This is a genomic window from Streptomyces sp. URMC 129 (assembly GCF_051386415.1).
Classification (GTDB): domain Bacteria; phylum Actinomycetota; class Actinomycetes; order Streptomycetales; family Streptomycetaceae; genus Streptomyces.
Genome location: NZ_JBPQTQ010000071.1, coordinates 1 through 16,371 on the forward strand (window position 1 = coordinate 1; position 16,371 = coordinate 16,371).

The 16,371-nt window shown below is 66.5% G+C and carries 23 protein-coding genes and 1 tRNA gene; 9 read left to right on the forward strand and 15 right to left on the reverse strand.

Annotated features, from left to right (window positions below; translation table 11 throughout):
- Positions 1-143: 143 nt before the first annotated feature.
- The 4 genes from ACSNOC_RS16110 to dcd all read left to right on the forward strand — a co-directional run bounded on the left by ACSNOC_RS16110 (position 144) and on the right by dcd (position 2,281).
- Positions 144-839, forward strand: a complete 696-nt coding sequence (locus tag ACSNOC_RS16110) for a Yip1 family protein (RefSeq protein ID WP_436748131.1) — start codon at positions 144-146, stop codon at positions 837-839.
- A 102-nt stretch (positions 840-941) separates the two neighbouring features.
- A complete protein-coding gene (locus tag ACSNOC_RS16115) occupies positions 942-1,439 on the forward strand; it encodes a DUF2975 domain-containing protein (protein ID WP_436748132.1) in 498 nt (165 codons plus the stop codon).
- The gene (locus ACSNOC_RS16120; protein WP_436748133.1) at positions 1,439-1,696 is read left to right on the forward strand and encodes a helix-turn-helix domain-containing protein; all 258 of its coding nucleotides are present in this window, start codon (positions 1,439-1,441) and stop codon (positions 1,694-1,696) included. Before ACSNOC_RS16115 ends, ACSNOC_RS16120 begins: the two co-directional genes overlap by 1 nt.
- Before the next feature lie 9 nt (positions 1,697-1,705).
- Complete coding sequence (gene dcd / locus ACSNOC_RS16125) at positions 1,706-2,281, forward strand: dCTP deaminase (protein WP_436748134.1); 576 nt, start codon at positions 1,706-1,708, stop codon at positions 2,279-2,281.
- Here the strand turns inward: dcd and ACSNOC_RS16130 are convergent.
- The gene (locus ACSNOC_RS16130; RefSeq protein WP_436748135.1) at positions 2,195-2,434 is read right to left on the reverse strand and encodes a hypothetical protein; all 240 of its coding nucleotides are present in this window, start codon (positions 2,432-2,434) and stop codon (positions 2,195-2,197) included. The two genes, dcd and ACSNOC_RS16130, sit on opposite strands and share 87 nt — an antisense overlap.
- A gap of 144 nt (positions 2,435-2,578) precedes the next feature.
- On the opposite strand from ACSNOC_RS16130, the gene ACSNOC_RS16135 reads away from it, so the two are divergent.
- Positions 2,579-2,652 (forward strand) — tRNA-Gly (locus ACSNOC_RS16135).
- 62 nt (positions 2,653-2,714) lie between these two features.
- On the opposite strand, the gene ACSNOC_RS16140 is transcribed toward ACSNOC_RS16135, so the two are convergent.
- The 7 genes from ACSNOC_RS16140 to ACSNOC_RS16170 all read right to left on the reverse strand — a co-directional run bounded on the left by ACSNOC_RS16140 (position 2,715) and on the right by ACSNOC_RS16170 (position 8,265).
- Positions 2,715-3,866 carry a tyrosine-type recombinase/integrase gene (locus ACSNOC_RS16140; protein ID WP_436748136.1) on the reverse strand — a complete coding sequence of 384 codons (1,152 nt, stop codon included), beginning with the start codon at positions 3,864-3,866 and terminating at the stop codon, positions 2,715-2,717.
- Between the two features lies 1 nt (position 3,867).
- The gene (locus ACSNOC_RS16145; protein ID WP_436748137.1) at positions 3,868-4,080 is read right to left on the reverse strand and encodes a helix-turn-helix domain-containing protein; all 213 of its coding nucleotides are present in this window, start codon (positions 4,078-4,080) and stop codon (positions 3,868-3,870) included.
- Positions 4,077-5,537, reverse strand: coding sequence for a replication initiator (locus tag ACSNOC_RS16150; protein WP_436748138.1), 1,461 nt, complete (start codon positions 5,535-5,537; stop codon positions 4,077-4,079). The genes ACSNOC_RS16145 and ACSNOC_RS16150 overlap by 4 nt, the downstream gene beginning before the upstream one ends.
- Positions 5,538-5,639: 102 nt before the next feature.
- Positions 5,640-6,263 (reverse strand): DUF2637 domain-containing protein, encoded by a 624-nt coding sequence (locus tag ACSNOC_RS16155; RefSeq protein ID WP_436748139.1) that lies wholly within the window; start codon positions 6,261-6,263, stop codon positions 5,640-5,642.
- 45 nt (positions 6,264-6,308) lie between these two features.
- Positions 6,309-7,724, reverse strand: coding sequence for an FtsK/SpoIIIE domain-containing protein (locus ACSNOC_RS16160; protein WP_436748140.1), 1,416 nt, complete (start codon positions 7,722-7,724; stop codon positions 6,309-6,311).
- Entirely contained in the window at positions 7,721-7,933 is a 213-nt protein-coding gene (locus tag ACSNOC_RS16165) for a hypothetical protein (RefSeq protein WP_436748141.1), read from the reverse strand. Before ACSNOC_RS16165 ends, ACSNOC_RS16160 begins: the two co-directional genes overlap by 4 nt.
- Positions 7,930-8,265, reverse strand: a complete 336-nt coding sequence (locus tag ACSNOC_RS16170) for an SCO3933 family regulatory protein (RefSeq protein WP_436748142.1) — start codon at positions 8,263-8,265, stop codon at positions 7,930-7,932. The genes ACSNOC_RS16165 and ACSNOC_RS16170 overlap by 4 nt, the downstream gene beginning before the upstream one ends.
- A gap of 162 nt (positions 8,266-8,427) precedes the next feature.
- Between ACSNOC_RS16170 and ACSNOC_RS16175 the strand changes: the two genes are divergently transcribed.
- Positions 8,428-8,841: a GntR family transcriptional regulator gene (locus ACSNOC_RS16175; RefSeq protein WP_436748143.1), complete on the forward strand. Its 414-nt coding sequence runs from the start codon at positions 8,428-8,430 to the stop codon at positions 8,839-8,841.
- Here the strand turns inward: ACSNOC_RS16175 and ACSNOC_RS16180 are convergent.
- The 4 genes from ACSNOC_RS16180 to ACSNOC_RS16195 form a co-directional block, all read right to left on the reverse strand.
- The gene (locus ACSNOC_RS16180; RefSeq protein WP_436748144.1) at positions 8,804-8,977 is read right to left on the reverse strand and encodes a hypothetical protein; all 174 of its coding nucleotides are present in this window, start codon (positions 8,975-8,977) and stop codon (positions 8,804-8,806) included. The genes ACSNOC_RS16175 and ACSNOC_RS16180 overlap by 38 nt on opposite strands.
- Before the next feature lie 934 nt (positions 8,978-9,911).
- On the reverse strand, positions 9,912-10,199 hold the full coding sequence (locus tag ACSNOC_RS16185; protein ID WP_436748145.1) for a DUF7848 domain-containing protein: 288 nt from the start codon (positions 10,197-10,199) through the stop codon (positions 9,912-9,914).
- The gene (locus ACSNOC_RS16190; RefSeq protein ID WP_436748146.1) at positions 10,199-10,384 is read right to left on the reverse strand and encodes a hypothetical protein; all 186 of its coding nucleotides are present in this window, start codon (positions 10,382-10,384) and stop codon (positions 10,199-10,201) included. Before ACSNOC_RS16190 ends, ACSNOC_RS16185 begins: the two co-directional genes overlap by 1 nt.
- Complete coding sequence (locus ACSNOC_RS16195; RefSeq protein ID WP_436748147.1) at positions 10,381-10,695, reverse strand: hypothetical protein; 315 nt, start codon at positions 10,693-10,695, stop codon at positions 10,381-10,383. Before ACSNOC_RS16195 ends, ACSNOC_RS16190 begins: the two co-directional genes overlap by 4 nt.
- A 211-nt stretch (positions 10,696-10,906) precedes the next feature.
- On the opposite strand from ACSNOC_RS16195, the gene ACSNOC_RS16200 reads away from it, so the two are divergent.
- Genes ACSNOC_RS16200 through ACSNOC_RS16210 form a run of 3 tightly spaced genes read left to right on the forward strand, consistent with a single transcriptional unit; the run spans position 10,907 to position 12,677 of the window.
- Positions 10,907-11,623, forward strand: coding sequence for an XRE family transcriptional regulator (locus tag ACSNOC_RS16200; protein ID WP_436748148.1), 717 nt, complete (start codon positions 10,907-10,909; stop codon positions 11,621-11,623).
- A 4-nt stretch (positions 11,624-11,627) separates the two neighbouring features.
- A complete protein-coding gene (locus ACSNOC_RS16205) occupies positions 11,628-12,098 on the forward strand; it encodes an NUDIX domain-containing protein (RefSeq protein ID WP_436748149.1) in 471 nt (156 codons plus the stop codon).
- A 12-nt stretch (positions 12,099-12,110) separates the two neighbouring features.
- Entirely contained in the window at positions 12,111-12,677 is a 567-nt protein-coding gene (locus tag ACSNOC_RS16210; protein WP_436748150.1) for a hypothetical protein, read from the forward strand.
- A gap of 111 nt (positions 12,678-12,788) precedes the next feature.
- Here ACSNOC_RS16210 and ACSNOC_RS16215 read toward each other — a convergent pair whose 3' ends face one another.
- The 3 genes from ACSNOC_RS16215 to ACSNOC_RS16225 all read right to left on the reverse strand — a co-directional run bounded on the left by ACSNOC_RS16215 (position 12,789) and on the right by ACSNOC_RS16225 (position 16,370).
- On the reverse strand, positions 12,789-13,352 hold the full coding sequence (locus ACSNOC_RS16215; RefSeq protein ID WP_436748151.1) for a hypothetical protein: 564 nt from the start codon (positions 13,350-13,352) through the stop codon (positions 12,789-12,791).
- Between the two features lie 38 nt (positions 13,353-13,390).
- The gene (locus ACSNOC_RS16220; protein WP_436748152.1) at positions 13,391-14,635 is read right to left on the reverse strand and encodes a hypothetical protein; all 1,245 of its coding nucleotides are present in this window, start codon (positions 14,633-14,635) and stop codon (positions 13,391-13,393) included.
- A gap of 862 nt (positions 14,636-15,497) precedes the next feature.
- Positions 15,498-16,370 carry an alpha/beta hydrolase gene (locus tag ACSNOC_RS16225; protein WP_436748153.1) on the reverse strand — a complete coding sequence of 291 codons (873 nt, stop codon included), beginning with the start codon at positions 16,368-16,370 and terminating at the stop codon, positions 15,498-15,500.
- Position 16,371: the final 1 nt, after the last annotated feature.

Below are 16,371 nucleotides of genomic sequence, written 5' to 3' on the forward strand. Positions count from 1 at the left end.
TCCGACTCCATCAACGGCAAGAAGAACGACAACAAGGCCAAAGAAGACCTCAAAGTCGTGGACGTGGCACAACTCCTTCTCGACTCTGTACAGCGGGAGCCCGAGGCTGCTGTCGCGGAGCCGGACACGGTACGTTCATAGGCGTGGCCGGATTCCGAAGGAAGCGCGACGACCAGCAGCCGTACTACCAGGCTCCGCCGCCGTATCAGGCGCCGCCGCCGTACCCCCACGCCGGGGACTACGGCGGCGGCGCCGCGCCCGCACCCCAGGGCCCCGATCCCGCCGCTCCCGCTCCGCTGCCGCCGCTGCGGTGGCAGGAGCTGCTGAGCGGGATCGTGTCCCGCCCCAGCGCGACGTTCTGGCGGATGCGCGACTACCCCATGTGGGCCCCGGCGCTGATCGTCACGTTCCTCTACGGCATGGTCGCGGTCTTCGGCCTGGACGAGGCCCGCGAGTCGATCCTCGACACGACGGCCTCCACGGCGGCGCCGTACCTGCTGTTCACGGGCGTGGCGATGGTGCTGGGCGCGCTGGTGCTGAGCACGGTGACGCACAACCTGGCCCGCCAGTTCGGCGGCAACGGCCTGTGGGCGCCGACGGCCGGCCTGGCCATGCTGATCATGGTTCTGACGGATGTCCCCCGCCTGGCCCTGGCCCTCTTCCTGGGCGGCGCGGCCCCGCTCGTGCAGGTGCTGGGCTGGGCCACCTGGCTCTTCGCGGGCGTGCTGTTCACGATGATGGTCAGCCGTTCCCACGAGATCCCGTGGCCCCGGGCCCTGGCCGCCTCGACCATCCAGCTCCTGGGCCTGCTGATGCTGGTCAAGCTGGGCACGATCTAGGGCCCGTCCGCCCACCCCCGCGCCGTCACCTCGACCCGACCCCTTGCCATCGCCTATCGAATCTCGATAGATTCCCATCGTTGGTCGATCGAAGGGGAGACGATGGGACAGATAACAGTGCTCGCGCTGCGCGCCGTGCTCGTGGGGCTGCTCGCCGGCTCGGTGTTCGTGCAGGCGGTGATGGTGCCGCTGCTGGCCGTCGACCTGGACGAGGCCGACACGGACCTCGCGTACCCGCACGCCTCGTTCCTCGTGGTCCTGGTCCTGGGCATCGTGACGGTCCAGGTCGTCCTGGTCTGCGTGTGGCGGCTGGTGACGATGGTGCGACGCGGGACCGTGTTCTCCCACGCCGCCTTCCGGTACGTGCACATCGTGATCGGCGCGATCGTGACGGCCGCCCTCCTGCTGTTCACGCTCGGGGTCCTCATGGCGCCGGGCGAGGCCGTCGCCCCGGGCATCGTCCTCCTGATCGGCGTGGCCGCCGTCGCGGTCCTCGGGGTCGCGCTCATCGTGCTCGTGCTGCGGATGCTGCTCGCCCAGGCCGTCGCGCGCGACGTCGAGGCGGCGCGGATGCGGGCCGAGCTGGAAGAGGTGATCTGATGCCGATCGCCGTCGACATCGACGTGATGCTGGCCAAGCGGAAGATGTCCGTGGGCGAGCTCGCGGACCGCGTCGGGATCACGCCCGCCAACCTGGCGGTGCTGAAGAACGGGCGCGCCAAGGCCGTCCGTTTCACGACGCTCGCCGCGCTCTGCGAGGTGCTCGCATGCCAGCCGGGAGACCTGCTGCGCTGGGAGCCCGAGGACCGGGCCCCGGAGACGGAAGCCGATCCCGACGGGCAGCACCGCCTCCGGTAACCTCAGGACGTGCTTCTGTCAGACAAGGACATCCGTACCGAAATCGACGCGGGTCGGGTGCGGATCGATCCCTACGACCCGACGATGGTCCAGCCGTCCAGCATCGACGTCCGGCTGGACCGCTACTTCCGGGTCTTCGAGAACCACCGCTACCCCCACATCGACCCCTCGGTCGAACAACCGGACCTGACCCGGATGATCGAGCCCCCGGGCGACGAGCCCTTCATCCTCCACCCGGGCGAGTTCGTGCTGGCGTCCACGTACGAGGTGATCAGCCTCCCGGAGGACATCGCCTCCCGCCTGGAGGGCAAGAGCTCCCTCGGCCGCCTCGGCCTGCTGACGCACTCCACGGCCGGCTTCATCGACCCCGGCTTCTCCGGCCACGTCACCCTGGAGCTGTCCAACGTCGCGACGCTCCCGATGAAGCTCTGGCCGGGCATGAAGATCGGCCAACTCTGCCTGTTCCGCCTCACGTCCCCGGCCGAACGCCCCTACGGCTCAAGCGGAGTCGGCTCCCGCTACCAGGACCAACGCGGCCCGACCGCCTCCCGCTCCTACCTGAACTTCCACCGCACCCGCGTCTGACACCGGCACAGCACTCCGCAACCGAGCACACCCCGGACACCGCAACAACCGCCCCGGCCCGATCCGCTCCCGCCCAAGCTGCGCCATGGGAAACCGCCCGGTCCGGAAAACGTGCCCCTCGGCACAGCGCACGACGGTGGTGGTGTTCTCCAACGCTTCCCTCTCCCCTGCCACTTGACGACAAAAGCCAACAGTAGGGGATGAACCCGACACACCCCACCACGGCACTCCGACGTACCGGGGGAGGTCGAGGATGCGGTAAGGTGGAGCCGACGATCGGCTCTGCGGCCGATCTTCGCGGGCGTAGTTTAATGGTAGAACATGAGCTTCCCAAGCTCAGAGCGCGAGTTCGATTCTCGTCGCCCGCTCCAACGGTAAAGGCCCAGGTCAGGGACATGATCCCCAACCTGGGCCGTTGTGCTGTGCGAGGCTGTTACGGCTCGCGTGCCAGATCCGTGCCAGAAGCACCGGCCGCCGCCCGCTGCGCCTCGACCCGGGCGTTGATCCCGGCCGCGACCTCCCGCTGACGTTCGTGGTTCGAGTGCTGGTAGATCATCGCGGCCTTCTCCGAGGACTGGCCCGCGCGGACCATCGTGTCCTTCAGCGTCGCCCCGCTCTGCGTCGAGAGTGTGTGTCCGGTGTGCCGCAGGTCGTAGAAACGGAAGTCTTCCGGCAGTCCGACCTTGACCCGAGCCTTGCGCCACTTCCGCCCGAAGGTGGACCGCCGGAACGGCTTGCCCTTCTCCCCCACGAAGAGCAACCCGTCCGGCGCCTTTTCGGCGTACCAGTCGAGATGCCGACGCAGGTCCTTCTCCATGAAGGCGGGAAGCGCGATGAACCGCTTTCCGGCGGCCGATTTGGTATCACCCACGACCCTGCGTCCGGTCGTCAGCTCGGGAGCGGCCCGCCGCACCCACACGCCCGGCACGTCCAGGTCGACATCCGGCCGCCGCATCTCGGCCTGTTCCTCCGGCCGGGCCGGACCATACGCGGCGAGATAGACCATCAGCCGCCAGCGCGGCCCCATGGCATCGGCCAGCGCGTCCACCTGGGCCACCGTGGCGATAGGCCGTTCCGGAGCGGACTCCTTTCCGGCCCCCTTGATGCGGCAGGGATTCCGGCGGATCAACTCGTCATCAACGGCCGTCTCCATGATGGCCTTCAGCAACCGATAGCACTTCGCGACCGTGGTCGCCCCGGTCGCTTTCAGCAACTCGGCCCGCCAGGTCCGCACACGCGGCGGCGTGATCGCGTCCAGGTCGAGCCCGCCGAACGTCGGCAGGACATGCAGCCGCAGAAGCCGCCGGTACAGCTCCTCCGTGGTCGCGGCCAGGTCCCGTTCATCGACCCACTGAGCGGCGTACTTCTCGAAGCTGACCGCCCCGGCGTCGGGGTCCTGCCAATCCCCCCGCCTCAACTCCGTCTGCTTCTCCGCCAACCAGTCGTCCGCGTCGCCCGACGTCTCGAAGGTGCGATCAGCCGGACGCATCACGCCATCAGGCCCGGGGTACCGAGCCTGCCAGCGCCCGGACGGCAGCTTCCGGATCGCTCCGAAACGGCGACGCTTCCCCTTCCCATTGGCCATGTCAGGCAGCCCTCCCGTACCGCGCCCGTCGCCGCTGGACCGGCCGCACGGTGTTGGATTCGAGGTAGGCCGTCAGCGCGCTCTGCGGTATGCGAACGTGCCGTCCGACCTTGACGAAGGTGATCCGGCGTTCGGCGATCAGCCGACGCGGGAAGCGGACGGTGGTCCCCAACACCTCGGCCACCTCGGCCACGCTCAGGTATCGGTCCTTCATCGGGCCGCACCCCCGGTCGAGAACCCGGGTTCGCCCTCGCGAGCGAGTTGTCGCGCCAGGGCACGTTCGTAGCGGACCGTGGCCGCGAGCAGTTCCTCGCCCGCTCGGTAGCCCGACCCGGCGTAGGACAGTGAGGACTCGACGACGAGCGTGCTCCCGCCGTCGCGCTCCACCAGGCCGAGGCGAGCGGCAGCCTGTGCGCGGCGCCAGGCGCGGCGAACGTCGCGCAGTGCGCCGAGGGTGGTCGAGTAGCGGCGTGACTTGGTGGAGAAGTGGCCACGGAACCCGAGCATGTGCGCCCACTTCCAGAGCTTGAGTTCGGCGAACTCCGGAAGCTGTCCCAGCTCCCAGCAGGTCCGGATCATCTGCCGGGCGTGCCGCTCCGCGGGGAGCGAGGCAACGGGCTCCCGCTGACCGGTGCCGCCGCACGGCCGGCAGTCCAGGTCGGCCACACGGCCCCGGCCGTCGCAGCCCCGGCAGTACAGCGGGTGATCAACGGTTCCCGAGGACTCCGCGCCCTTGGTGGCGTACTTGGCGATGTAGGCGGCAACGGCCTTGTCGGTGAGTTCGGCCCCGGCACCGAAGCCCGCGATCTCGCGTACGTCGAGCTGCTTGCCCCACCGCAGTACCCGTTCCCCTACCGCGTCCGAGTCGAGGGTGAGTTCCACGCGGCGTGCGGCGTTGCGGACGGCACGGATCAGCACGTCGGCTGTCGCGTCCCGGGGCGGAAGCGTGGCGGACCCTTCCGGTCCGTCGAAACGGATCACCGCGTGGAAGTGGACCAGGCCGCGCCGCTGGTACTCGGCGACCTTGGCGAAGGACACGCGAAGCACAGCCGTGAGCGCCTTCTGCGTCATGCCGAGCAGGGCGGCCACTTCGCGGCGCAGGTAGGTCGTGAACCGCGCCCACAGTGCGGAGGCGTGCGCGTTCCAGAGCACGGCCCCGGGATAGTCGTAGCTGTCCGGCCGGACCGGTGTGCCGAGCGCCGCATCGTCCGGGGCGTGCCATTCGCCGCAGCGGCAGGGCAGTCGGCGGCCGGTCGGTGTCGTCGGCCGGGAGTGGACCGCGCCGAACGAGGGGGCGGTGAGCGTGGCGAACACGCGCGGGTGTGTGCGCACCGCCTCCGGAACGGCCTTGCCGCCGACAAGTCCCGCGCGGATCAGGTGGAACGTGTCCGCCGCGTACACGCGCGAGCAGGCGGGGCAGCACGAGGCACGGCGGTTGCCGCACGGGACAAGGAGTCGGCCGGTCGGTTCCTCGGCGGTGTTGAAGGTGTGCAGGACCTCGCCGGTCGCGCCGTCCACGGTGAGGCTGTGGCCGACGAGTTGGACGGGCCGGGCGCAGCCGGAGACGTTTTCGACCCGGCCGCGCACGCGGTTGAAGTCGTTGTGTCCGGCCAGTTCGAGCAGGTCCCGAACGGCGGGACTCAGCGGCCGGTTCGGGGCAGCGGGTGTCATGCTGGGGTGTCCTCCGAGTGATCGGTGTGACGCCCGGCCGGGGGCGGTCAAGCTGGCAGGCAAGAGCCCGCCCCCGGCCGGGGCAAGGTGGTGGGAAGAGGCTCAGGCGGAGAGCTGAGCGTGTGCGGCGGCGGCCAGCGGCATCGAGACGCCGAGCCGGGCACGCAGTTGTGCGGGAGCGATGGGTTCACCGTGCTCGGCACGGTGGTCATCCGCGATGCGGCGGGCGGCTTCGAGCAGCGGGCCGGGTACCGCCGTGGAGGATGACGCCGGGGTAGAGGCGGCAGGCGGGGCGGCCGGTGGTGCGGGCACCGGAGCCGGTGAGCTGATGTCGCGGAAGCTGCGGAGCAGTTGGGGCCCGACCTGGGCCCAGCCCAGCAGAAGAACCGGCGCCACGGCGTCCAGGGCGGCGCGCCCGTAGTGGCCGGTGATGATGGGCTCGGCCACGTTCAGGGACAGGGTCAGCAGGCCGGACAGGTGCATCAGCCGGACGGCCCCTCTCAGTTGCGCCGCAGGGACGCCGTGCAGGGACAGGTGACGCAAGGCGACCAGGAGCCCGAGAACGGACAGGTCCACCATGGGGGCGATCAGCGGAGCAACTGGCCGGGGCACACCGAGGCGCAGGGCCAGCGACCAGACGTTGCCGAAGGAGAAGACAAACGCCAGGACAGCGATCAGCGCCATCACGACGGTCACGATCCGGTGCGTCATGCGGTCCTCGGCCATGCCGGCATCACCTCCTTCTTCGGGGCTTGGGGGCGGGTGGGATGCTCAGGCGGCTTCCGTGCCACGGCCGCCCCAGTCTTCGGGCTCGGTTGGTGAGAGCGGTTCGGCGCCCGCGAGGAGTTCGGCCGGATCGCGGGTCAGGTGCGCGGTGGTGACGGCGATCCGAGCGGCGTGTGTGTCGTCCACGTACGGCGTGCGGACCCGCGTGAAGCCGTCCCGGCCATGCACGGTCATCACGGCGACGCCGACGTAGGTCGGGTCCTGCAACGTCACGGGGTTGGCTTCCGGCCAATTCCGGATGTCCTCGCCCAGCGCCGCAACGGCCGCCTCGATCGTCTTCTGCGCGAAGCTCAGACCGACCGGGCACACGTCGCGGATGAACGTGGGTATCGCGTCTCCGGTCGCCTTCTGCGTGGCGAGGACGACGAGGATGCCCACGGACCGGCCCTTCTTCACCAGATCCTCGACCAGCCGGGCGTTCTCCGAGGCGAGCGCGGCCAGCTTCTTCGTCGCGGGGTCGTTGCCCTTGTGGTCGCGGAAGAAGGTGTGTGCCTCATCAATGATCAGCACCGTCAACGGCCAGGTGGGGCGCGGGCCGCAGTGCCACATGTTGCGCACCCCGAGGGCCGAGCGGATCGTCGCCGAGCGAGCCCGGCGCAGCGCGACGAGCCGCTTGAACAACTCGTTGCCCGCCGCCAGGTCGTCGCCGACGAAGGCGAACAGCCGATCGGCCACGTCGGCGTAGTCGCCTTCCTCCGCCGTCGATGCCTTGCCGTCCGCGACGGCGAACTGCACGGCGGGCGACGGAGCCAGGTCGCAGATCAGCTTGTTGATCAACGAGGTCTTGCCGAAGCCCGGCAAACCCGCCACCGTCACACCGGGAACCTCGGCGAGGCTCACGACCACTTCGGATGCGTACTCGTCCAGGCCGAGTGCCCACCGGCTGACCACCGCAGGTGGCTCTCCCGAGGGCACATGCTCGGTGGGAGCCGCGAGCGGGTCATGCCGCACACCACGGATGCGGACCGCCCCCGGGCCGTCCGGGAGGACCGACACCCGGGTGCACCGCCAGGCGTCCGCGAGGTAGGGCGCCGCCTTCTGGAAGTCGGCGAGCCCGACCCGAGGCAGGGTCTTGGCACGCACCTCCACCCCGAACCGGTCGGGCCGGACCCGGATCTTGGGCACCAACACGCGCGGTTCCGGTGACCGGCCCTGCCCGCCGGTCAGACCGGCGGAGACTTGGGACCAAGCGGAGGGCACCCGGTCCGTCACCGACAGACCCTGCGCACGAGCCAGCCGGACCCAGCCATGCCGTATCCGTGCCGCCTGACGGATGCTGACGCGCGTCATCGGGTCGGCGCGCACATAACGCACCACCTGCGCGGTACACACCACCGCCAAGACGGCGATGCCCACCCACAGCACCGCAGGTAGGGACGCGACGACCTCTGCGACGGTCATGCCTGCGCCTGCCTTTCGCTGGGGCCGTAGAGGAAGCGGAACAGGGCGAGTTGCAGTTCGACCAGATCGGCGCCCCGTGCCACCGGCGGGTAACCGTGCCGCTCGATCACACGGCACACGTCGAACAGCAGCCCGACCGTGAAGCGCGAATCGTCGTCGCCCTCCAATGGCCGTACGGGGTAGGCGCGTTCGGTCTGCGGGCCGGTCACAGCGCGGCCTCCAAGGCATCGGCCCGGTAGGCAACGCCGTCGCTGAGCTGGCCGTTGAAGATCCGGGCCCACGGCAACGCGACCAGACGCACGGGCCGGACGGCCGCGCCCTGCACCAGCCCCTCAGCCAGGCCGGACTGAGGAATGGTGATCTTCAGAACGTCCGCCCGGCCGTCCAGCATTTCGACGACGCCCACCGTGTAGAGCGTCTCCCCCGTGTCCCGGTGCGTCGCCACCTCGCCGGTCTGAGGGTCCTTGATCTTCGGCGCGGCGGGGGTGACCAGCAGGAACGTGGACTGGGAGATGTCCTTCTGGATCGGGTGCATAGCCATGGTTCTTCTCTCCTTGAATCAGGGGGCACGTCGCCGCACCCCAAGACCGATAGTGCACTAGGTGCGCTAGCGCGTCAACTCTGACGTGTGGCCTAGCTCAGTCGTGGCGTGATCTCGCCCGCCTAGCTGCGCTGAGCCAGCTAGGCGGGCTACCCTTCGGCCATGAAGCTTCCCCAGGACTCGGGCGCGCCGCCCTACCGGCTCGTCGCGGATGCCATCCGGAAGATGATCCGCAGCGGCCAGCTCGCACCGGGGGAAAGAGTTCCGTCGTCGCGAGAGCTCGAAGCCGAGTACGAGATCGCCAACATGACGGCTCGCAGCTCGCTTCGCCTGCTCCGCGACGAAGGGCTGATCTACTCGGTCCCCGGCCGGGGGAACTTCGTGGCCGACCCGCTTCCCTCCGAGGCCCCGCCCGTGGGTGCCGGCCGGAACGCAAGCGGGGAAGGGCGGTTGGGCAGCGCCGAGTACGAGCAACTGACAGCACGACTAGACGAGCTGTCCGAGCGGGTGGACCACCTGATGTCCGTGTTGGAGAGCCTCACCGAGAGACTTCCTGGGCCGCCGGGCGAGCAGTAGCGCCTGCGAGCGCCAGTCCGGCAATCAGCCGTTCCAGCCGCTCCACCTTCGCCGCCAACTCCACGACCCGTGCGGCAACCAGCTCCCTCTCCTCCGCGTTCATGCCATCCGCCGTGACGCTCGCCTCGTCCGTCATCTTGCTTCCTTCCACGCTCGGCGCGGAGCCACCTCACCACGTCGCCTCCGGTTTGGTACGCCCGGAGATTTCTGGTACATGGGTCGGCTGACTCCCCCATTTCGCCCGACACAGGAGCCGAAAGACCGCTTGTGTGACCGCCTATGGTCCACATCACACCTTTCTCTCCCGCTCGGACGCCTGCACCTAGACCAAGGACGGTCCAGCGGCTGTTTGTGACCGCGCTCGGCGACTTTTTCGCCAGGGCCCGACCAGCCGCCGCCCGGCTCAGCACTTGGTCCCCGATACAGCCACGCACCCGCGCTGGGCCCGTGCTGCCGCTGTTCAGAGTTTCCTTACTTGATCAAGGCGGCCCGCGAAGCGGGCCGCGCGGCTCGGCGGCCCGGCCGCCGCTCGCTCCTGTCTGCCGCCCCGCTTTGCGCCGACCGGGCGGCTCGCGCCGCTCTCGGCAACGGGCAAGCCAGACCCGCGGGGAACTGACAGCGGTGACGCGACACCGACATACCGCGCGCCGTCCGATGCCCCGTGGCTAAGCGCGCTTCGCGTGCGGCACCGTCCACAACGGCCGACCGGTGGACAACACCAACGGCGCGACGCGATCCCCGCAGCGGGCCGTGACGGAAGAGGCCAGGGCAGAGGGGTGACCGCCGGTGGGTGTACAGGTGGCCCTGCACACCGGTCCAAGCGGTGAAGCGCATCGCTGGGGCGCACCTTCCGGGGTTGCTGCTTCGAGGGGAGAAGGGTTCCCTGCCGCATCGCTCATCCTCTGTTCGGTCCGGGGCGATTGATCTCGGGCACCGGGAGCCACACGAGCACGCGACCGCAGCCCCGGTACCATCGGTACCGGGGTTCTGCGGAATCCCTTCCGGACCACCTCGCGAGCTGCCAGGCCAAGGGGTGGTCCGGTTTCGTTTGGGCTTGTTGTTCAAGTCGGTTACAGGCCGGGGCTCTCCTCCGCCTGTTCCAGCGCGAAGCGGGGATTGTCCGGAGCCGGAATGACACGCCACCGCCACTCGGTAACGGCCTTGAACTGCCGGTGAGCCGGGTTCACGCCCGTGTGCTTCAGGGCCCAAAACTCCACGGGCTCCGGCTCGTTGTCCACCGCCTCGAACCGGGCGCCGCACTCCAGGCACTCGACATGGAACACCGGCCGGGGCGCCCCGTCCGCGATTTCCTCCGTGAGCATCCACTCGGAATGACTGACGATCGCGCGCGGGCACATCACGCCTCACCTCCCGGACCGTCCGGGACGCTCACCACTTGGTCCGCCGGTACGTCCCATTCAGGGCCGCCACCGAGCGGACGCAGCCATACCCGGCTCAACTGCCGTCCCACGACACGGCCGATCGCGCCCCGCGACAGGTCACGAGCCAGCGAGCCGATCTCCGGGACCTCCTTGCCGGTCACGACAGCACCTCCATGCCATGAATCCAGCGCGGCCCCATATCGATCCCGTGAGTGGCCAGCCACAGAGTCCGGCGCCGTTCCCGCCGCAGACGCTCGGCCCGCTCCGCGTCGCGCCGCTGTTGACGTTCCTCCGGGGTCAGCATGTACGGCCGGACCAACGCCACCGACGAGTCAGGCACCACGCGTGGCAGCACCATCGTTGCCCGGTCCTCGATAGGGGCAGTTCCCTCAGCGGATGCTCGGTGCCGGCCGGGCGCCGGGAACAGCAGCCTCAGCAGCGGCTCGACCAGCCGGGCGATACATTGCCTCACGTTGACGCTCCTTCGCAGCGTTGACCACGCCCCCGGGCCGTCGCCACGGTCGTGGGGGTACTTCGCTGCGTGATCCTGGCGTCACCGAACGGGACGTTGGAACTACGGACAAACACCACTTGGGGACGTCCCGCGTCGGGTAAAACGTCCCTAGTGCCGTCCTGAGATGCGGAGAGAGACTGTGACGCCCAACGAGAGGCTACGAGCTGTCATGGCAGCCGGGGGCTGGACCCACGCCACGCTTGCGGCGAAGGTCGAGGTGGACCCGAAGTCCGTCGAACGATGGGTGAACCTCGGCCGTGTTCCACGCCGTTCCACCGCTCTGCTGGCAGCGGAGACGCTAGGAGAAGACGTGCACGCACTATGGCCGGCACTCCGCCAGGCGCGCCCCGCGCGGGCGGTCAGCCCGGAATTGGTGGCGCTCTACGACCAGCGCGCCGACATCCCCGCAACGACGTTCGTGGATCTGCTGGCCCAGGCCGGGGAACACATCGACGTACTGGTGTACGCGGCCGTGTTCCTGCACGAGGCGTACCCCCGCCTCAACGCCCTCCTCCAGGAGCGCGCCGCAGCGGGCGCGACGATCCGCATCGCCATCGGCGACGCCGACAGCCCGAACGTCCGGCAGCGCGGCGAAGAGGAGCGCTTCGGCCACGGCATCGAGTCCCGGTGCCAACTGGCCCTGATGCACTACCGGCCACTGGTCGGCGCCCCGGGCATCGAAGTCCGCACCCACGGCACCACGCTCTACAACTCCCTCTATCGCGGCGACGACCAGATGCTTGTCAACGCCCACGTCTGGGGCGTGAACGCCTACGCCGCCCCGGTGTGGCACCTCCGCCGCAGCGACGCAGGCGGGATATTCGACACCTACGCCGAAAGCTTCAACGCCGTCTGGGCCACCGCGTCCCCTGTCCAGGAACACTGAACTCATGGCACGCATCGAGTACTACGACGACCCCAACGCCCCTGAGCCCAACAGCATGGTCGTCGCCGCCTCCGCCGTCGTCACGGACGACCAGGGCCGCATCCTGCTCCAGCGCCGACGCGACAACGACCTATGGGCACTGCCCGGCGGCGCCATGGAGATGACCGACTCACTACCGGGCACGGCCATCCGCGAGGTGAAAGAAGAAACCGGCCTGGACATCGAGATCACAGGACTCGTCGGCACCTATACCGACCCCCGCCACATCATCGAGTACTCAGACGGCGAGGTCCGCCGCCAGTTCAACGTCTGCTTCACAGGCCGCATCACAGGCGGCGAACTGGCGATTTCTGACGAGTCGACGGAACTCCGCTTCGTGCCCCCGGACGAACTGCCTAACCTCCTCATGCACCACACCCAGCGACTGAGGCTGGAACATTATCTACAGCACCGCGAGCACCCCTTCATCGGCTAAGGAAATAAGTGCATGCAAGAGACCATCGCCGTGGCCTTAATCACCGCTTCTTCTACGATTTCAGGTGTCGCTCTAACCGTCTTCGTTTCACTCAGAATCACAAGCAGACAATTAAAGATGCAAGCCATTATGGCCGAGAACGGATACCACGAACAGAGGACATCATGGCTCCGAGAGGTCCGCAGAGAGACCTACATTAAATTCATTAGCGAACTCGACGGAGTAAATCGCAAGCTGCAAGATACATGGCTATTGCCAGCACCAGAAGTCTCCGACGAGTTGGCCACAATTCGCCCACTTCTGCTTAGGCTGCGAGAAGTCGCCAATCTCGTCCGCCTCGAGGGACCGCCGGAGATAGGGTCAGCAGCATTAGAGGCTTCCACGAATACCCTTCAGCATTTCATGGCCCTGCAAAGACTGGCGACGGAAGCGAAGGTAGCCGATCGAACGGAATCCCTCGCCGAATTCTCGCAAGATGACTGGGATACCCAAGGAAGCGATCTCATATCCCATCATGCCCATTTCATTAACTGCGCACAACAGGCCCTGGGGGGAAATCTTCCAGTATGGATGAACTAGAGACCCAGATATAAGAGGCGCCATCCTGACACACGACTTGAGGCTCCGATGTGGTGCAGAATCAGGAGAAAGGCCAAGGGGCCTCGCCTCAGAGGTGGGGTCGGCGACCGATCATAGCTGGCGGCCAACGCAAGCTTGTGCATCTAGATCGGAGATATATGAAATGCAGACGCTCTCGCATCGAGCGATCCCATCATCGCCCAAAATAATGCGCGCATCCTGAATCGCAACATCTATCTGCTGAAGCCGGAGACTGAGGCCCTCTTTTTCCATCAGCTTGGCGGTGACACGCCCCTGCCCGTGCGCAATTATATTGCGCACATCCACGATTGAGGTAAACCTTCCGCCCGCCAGGCTCTTCAATTTTATTCCGAAGTATCTAGCAAAGAGGTCCTCTCGCTGCCTCCATCCTCCAGATGCCTGCAATACTAGATCCTCGGCCGCAAGTCTCATTGCTTCATTTCCATTAGCCGACACCCCCTGCATCAATTGAGAGAATAAGCTATCCACGTAGGATTCAACTATCCCTACCATTCGCATATACACTGAGTGGCGCAATAATTCTCGAGCATCGAAACCGAACGCAGGAACAAACCGGCCGAATTCACCCACTTCCTTGCCTGGGCGAAGGCAGTCCGCGCATGCAGTTCTGATCCCGGCAATGGCGATCTCCATCAGCTTTGACGGCACCTTCCTGAATGCCACAGCGCCTCCTAGAATATAAACTTCGCCAACTCGAAGGAAGCCTTCATAGCCTTAAATTGTTTTCGTTCGACCACGCTGGAATCAACCTTACTCATAGCCGACAGGGCCGATATGTACCAGCCAGAAAGAGCCGAAGGGGCACGACGAAAATGATAATCTATGACTGCCACGTCAGCCCGCTCAGCCTCTGCTAGACACAGGCACGCCCATGCATTGAGTGTCGGCGATCTATTGGCCTTCAGAAGATCGATCACCCATTGGATCCGCTGCTCGTACCCCGCAGAAGAATCGGATAGCAGCTCGCATACCCTGCATACATGGAGCATCCAAACCCTCTGCCAATCCGATAGGGAAACGTGCTCACATATATCGCTGAAAGCTTCCGCTACCGCCGCAGGGCGATCAGGGTTCCTGGCAATCAGATAACGGGAGACGTTTGGCATGAGAGCCGGCAAAAATCCGACGAGTATGCGGAGTTTCCCAAAAGCAGCGTCACTCTCACTTCTCGCAAGCCCGTTTAGGGCTCGACGTATCTCTTTCATTTCCACTATCGACACGTCCGCGAGATTGATGACACCGTCAACTTCTGCACCCTCGTGACTAACGACTATTTTCTCTATTACCTTTTCGGCTTCCTCGGGGTCTCCATGCAAAGCGTCTTCAACATAGTCAACGACCGCAAATTCCGGATCAGATCTCTCTGGAGCTGGGATCTGATCGGACACCGTAAGCCCCATAACCTCCAACGCGTAGGTAGCAAACGAGGGCGTGACGGTCTTGTGCTCCCCGAGCGTAAGGCCGACCGACCGAGCTGATCGATCCAGCGCTTCTATCGCGTCAAGCGTATTCGCGTAATCGACGCAGGCAATACGGAAGTCATCGTTGAATCTCCAGGTCGGAAACCCTTGACGGAGCATGTCGCGTTCGACAACATCGGCGTAAACCTCAGACAAACGATCAGAAGCGTCGAATAGCTGCGGTATTCCAAACCTTCTACCCTGGCATTCCTGAATAAGCTCAAGCAAGGCTTGGATTGACTCGTGTTTTCCGGTCAGCGAAAGTAGCTCCTGGCCAAGGATCTCGTGGTCGACATATTGATAGAAAGCAGTGAAGTCACTCTTCACCACGTAGTGCACAGGAGAATCGACGACCAAAAGCTCCCTCCCCACAGTTTCATAAGCATGATTAAGGGGCGCTAAAATGAAAGCTAGATATGTTGCAGGGTCGCGCACCAGCGGTTTCTCGTCACTCAAGATATGATCAACTAACGCTCGATAGATGACGCGCTCAGTGGGCCCCCATATAGCTACTGGCCGTATGCCGGGACCCATCTTTTTACAGCCGACAACTTCTTCCCGTGAAGGCTTGAAACCAGCCTTTAGCTGACCTTCGATCCAGGCCGAATATCTCCGCGATTTCCCAGACAGCCCATCCCAGCCTGGTTCCGGGGGGAGAAGAGAGCGAAAGAGTTGGGCTTCCGCTTCGATTGCAGCGCGTAGGTCGAGTCCTCTAATGACCGAGTCAGATATAGGGTGCACTGAGCCATCTTAGACGTCAACTGCCCCAGTCTATAGCCTATTTGCAAGCTTGAGGGGCGGCGCCCGTCCGTATGTGAGCCGGAGATCGCGGCTTCATCAGTCGAAGCGTCCCACGCGTGGCCGTGCCAGATGCGTGCCAGAACGGACGGGAAACCACGGTCAACTACGGACATGGCAGAGCACGCGGAGCACGCGCCGAGACTACGTTCGCGCAGGTCAGAGACCGCATCCGACCCATTCGAACGTTGATTCCCAAGCTCAGAGCGCGAGTTCGATTCTCGTCGCCCGCTCCACGACACAGCCCCAGGTCAGCGGCCTGGGGCTTGTTCGTTGTCCGGGCCTCGTCGAGCAGCGCAGCCGGAGTGGTGGCCAGAATCGCGCCAAGACGGCCGAGGACCGGACAGACCAGCTGCCGTACGCGCGGGGGAACGACGACCTGGCGCACGGTGCCGCCGTGTTCCGAGGGCGAGCCGTGACCGCCGGGCTCTCGACGACCAGCGTCGACAGCCCGGAGGATGCCGTCCATCACTCGATCGTGATCAAGGGCGGCCACCCGGCGTCACCACCGGCTACGGGGTCAGGTGTCCTGCTCGTCGGCGAAGCGCTGGACGAACGCGAGCGCCGTGTCGGCGACCTCGCGCCATCCGCTGTCGATGGTCAACGAGTGGCCGCGGCCCGGGATTTCCACGATCTCGGTCACGGCGTCCTTGTTCCGCACCTGCTTCTTGTACGAGGCGTTGGTCAGGGCCCACGGCACGGTGTTGTCCTTCTCGCCCGAGATGAGCAGCAGCGGCCCGCGGCCGGGGGCCAGGGTGTCCACCTTGACCTCGGTCCACGGGTTCAGATTGGCGGCGGCCGCCTGGAACAGCGGTTCGCCCGGGGCGGGGACGGCAAAGGTGGCGTACAGCTCCTTCGCCTCCGCCTCGTCCACCGCGTTGGCGAAGGCGTAGCGGAACTGGTCGTAGGTGAGCGGGACGGCCCGGGCGTAGTTGGCCGGGTTGCCGAGGACCGGGCGGGCGGCGCGCAGCGAGGACAGTGGCAGCGGCAGGACACCGCGGAAGGGAGCCGGGTCGATGGCGACGGACGCCTGGGACAGGCCGCGGCCGGCGAGGATCTGCGTGATGAGCCCGCCGAAGGAGTGGCCGATGACGACGGGTGTCCGGTCGAGCCGCTGGACGAGGCCGGCGACGTGGTCCGCGACATCCTTCACGCCCTTGCCCGCGAACACCTCCGGGTGGGCGTTGGCCTCTTCGACGCTTCCCGGGTCGTCGGGCCAGCCCGGGGTGACCGGGGCGAATCCGGCGTCCTCGAACACGGCGGCCCACCGGTCCCAGCTCGAGGGCAGCAGCCACAGGCCGTGGACGAAGACGACGGGGGTGCGGCCGGTGGCGTTGGCCCGTTCGATCTGCGCGAGGTCCCGCGCGGCGGGGGCGTGGTCAGGTGCCGGCATG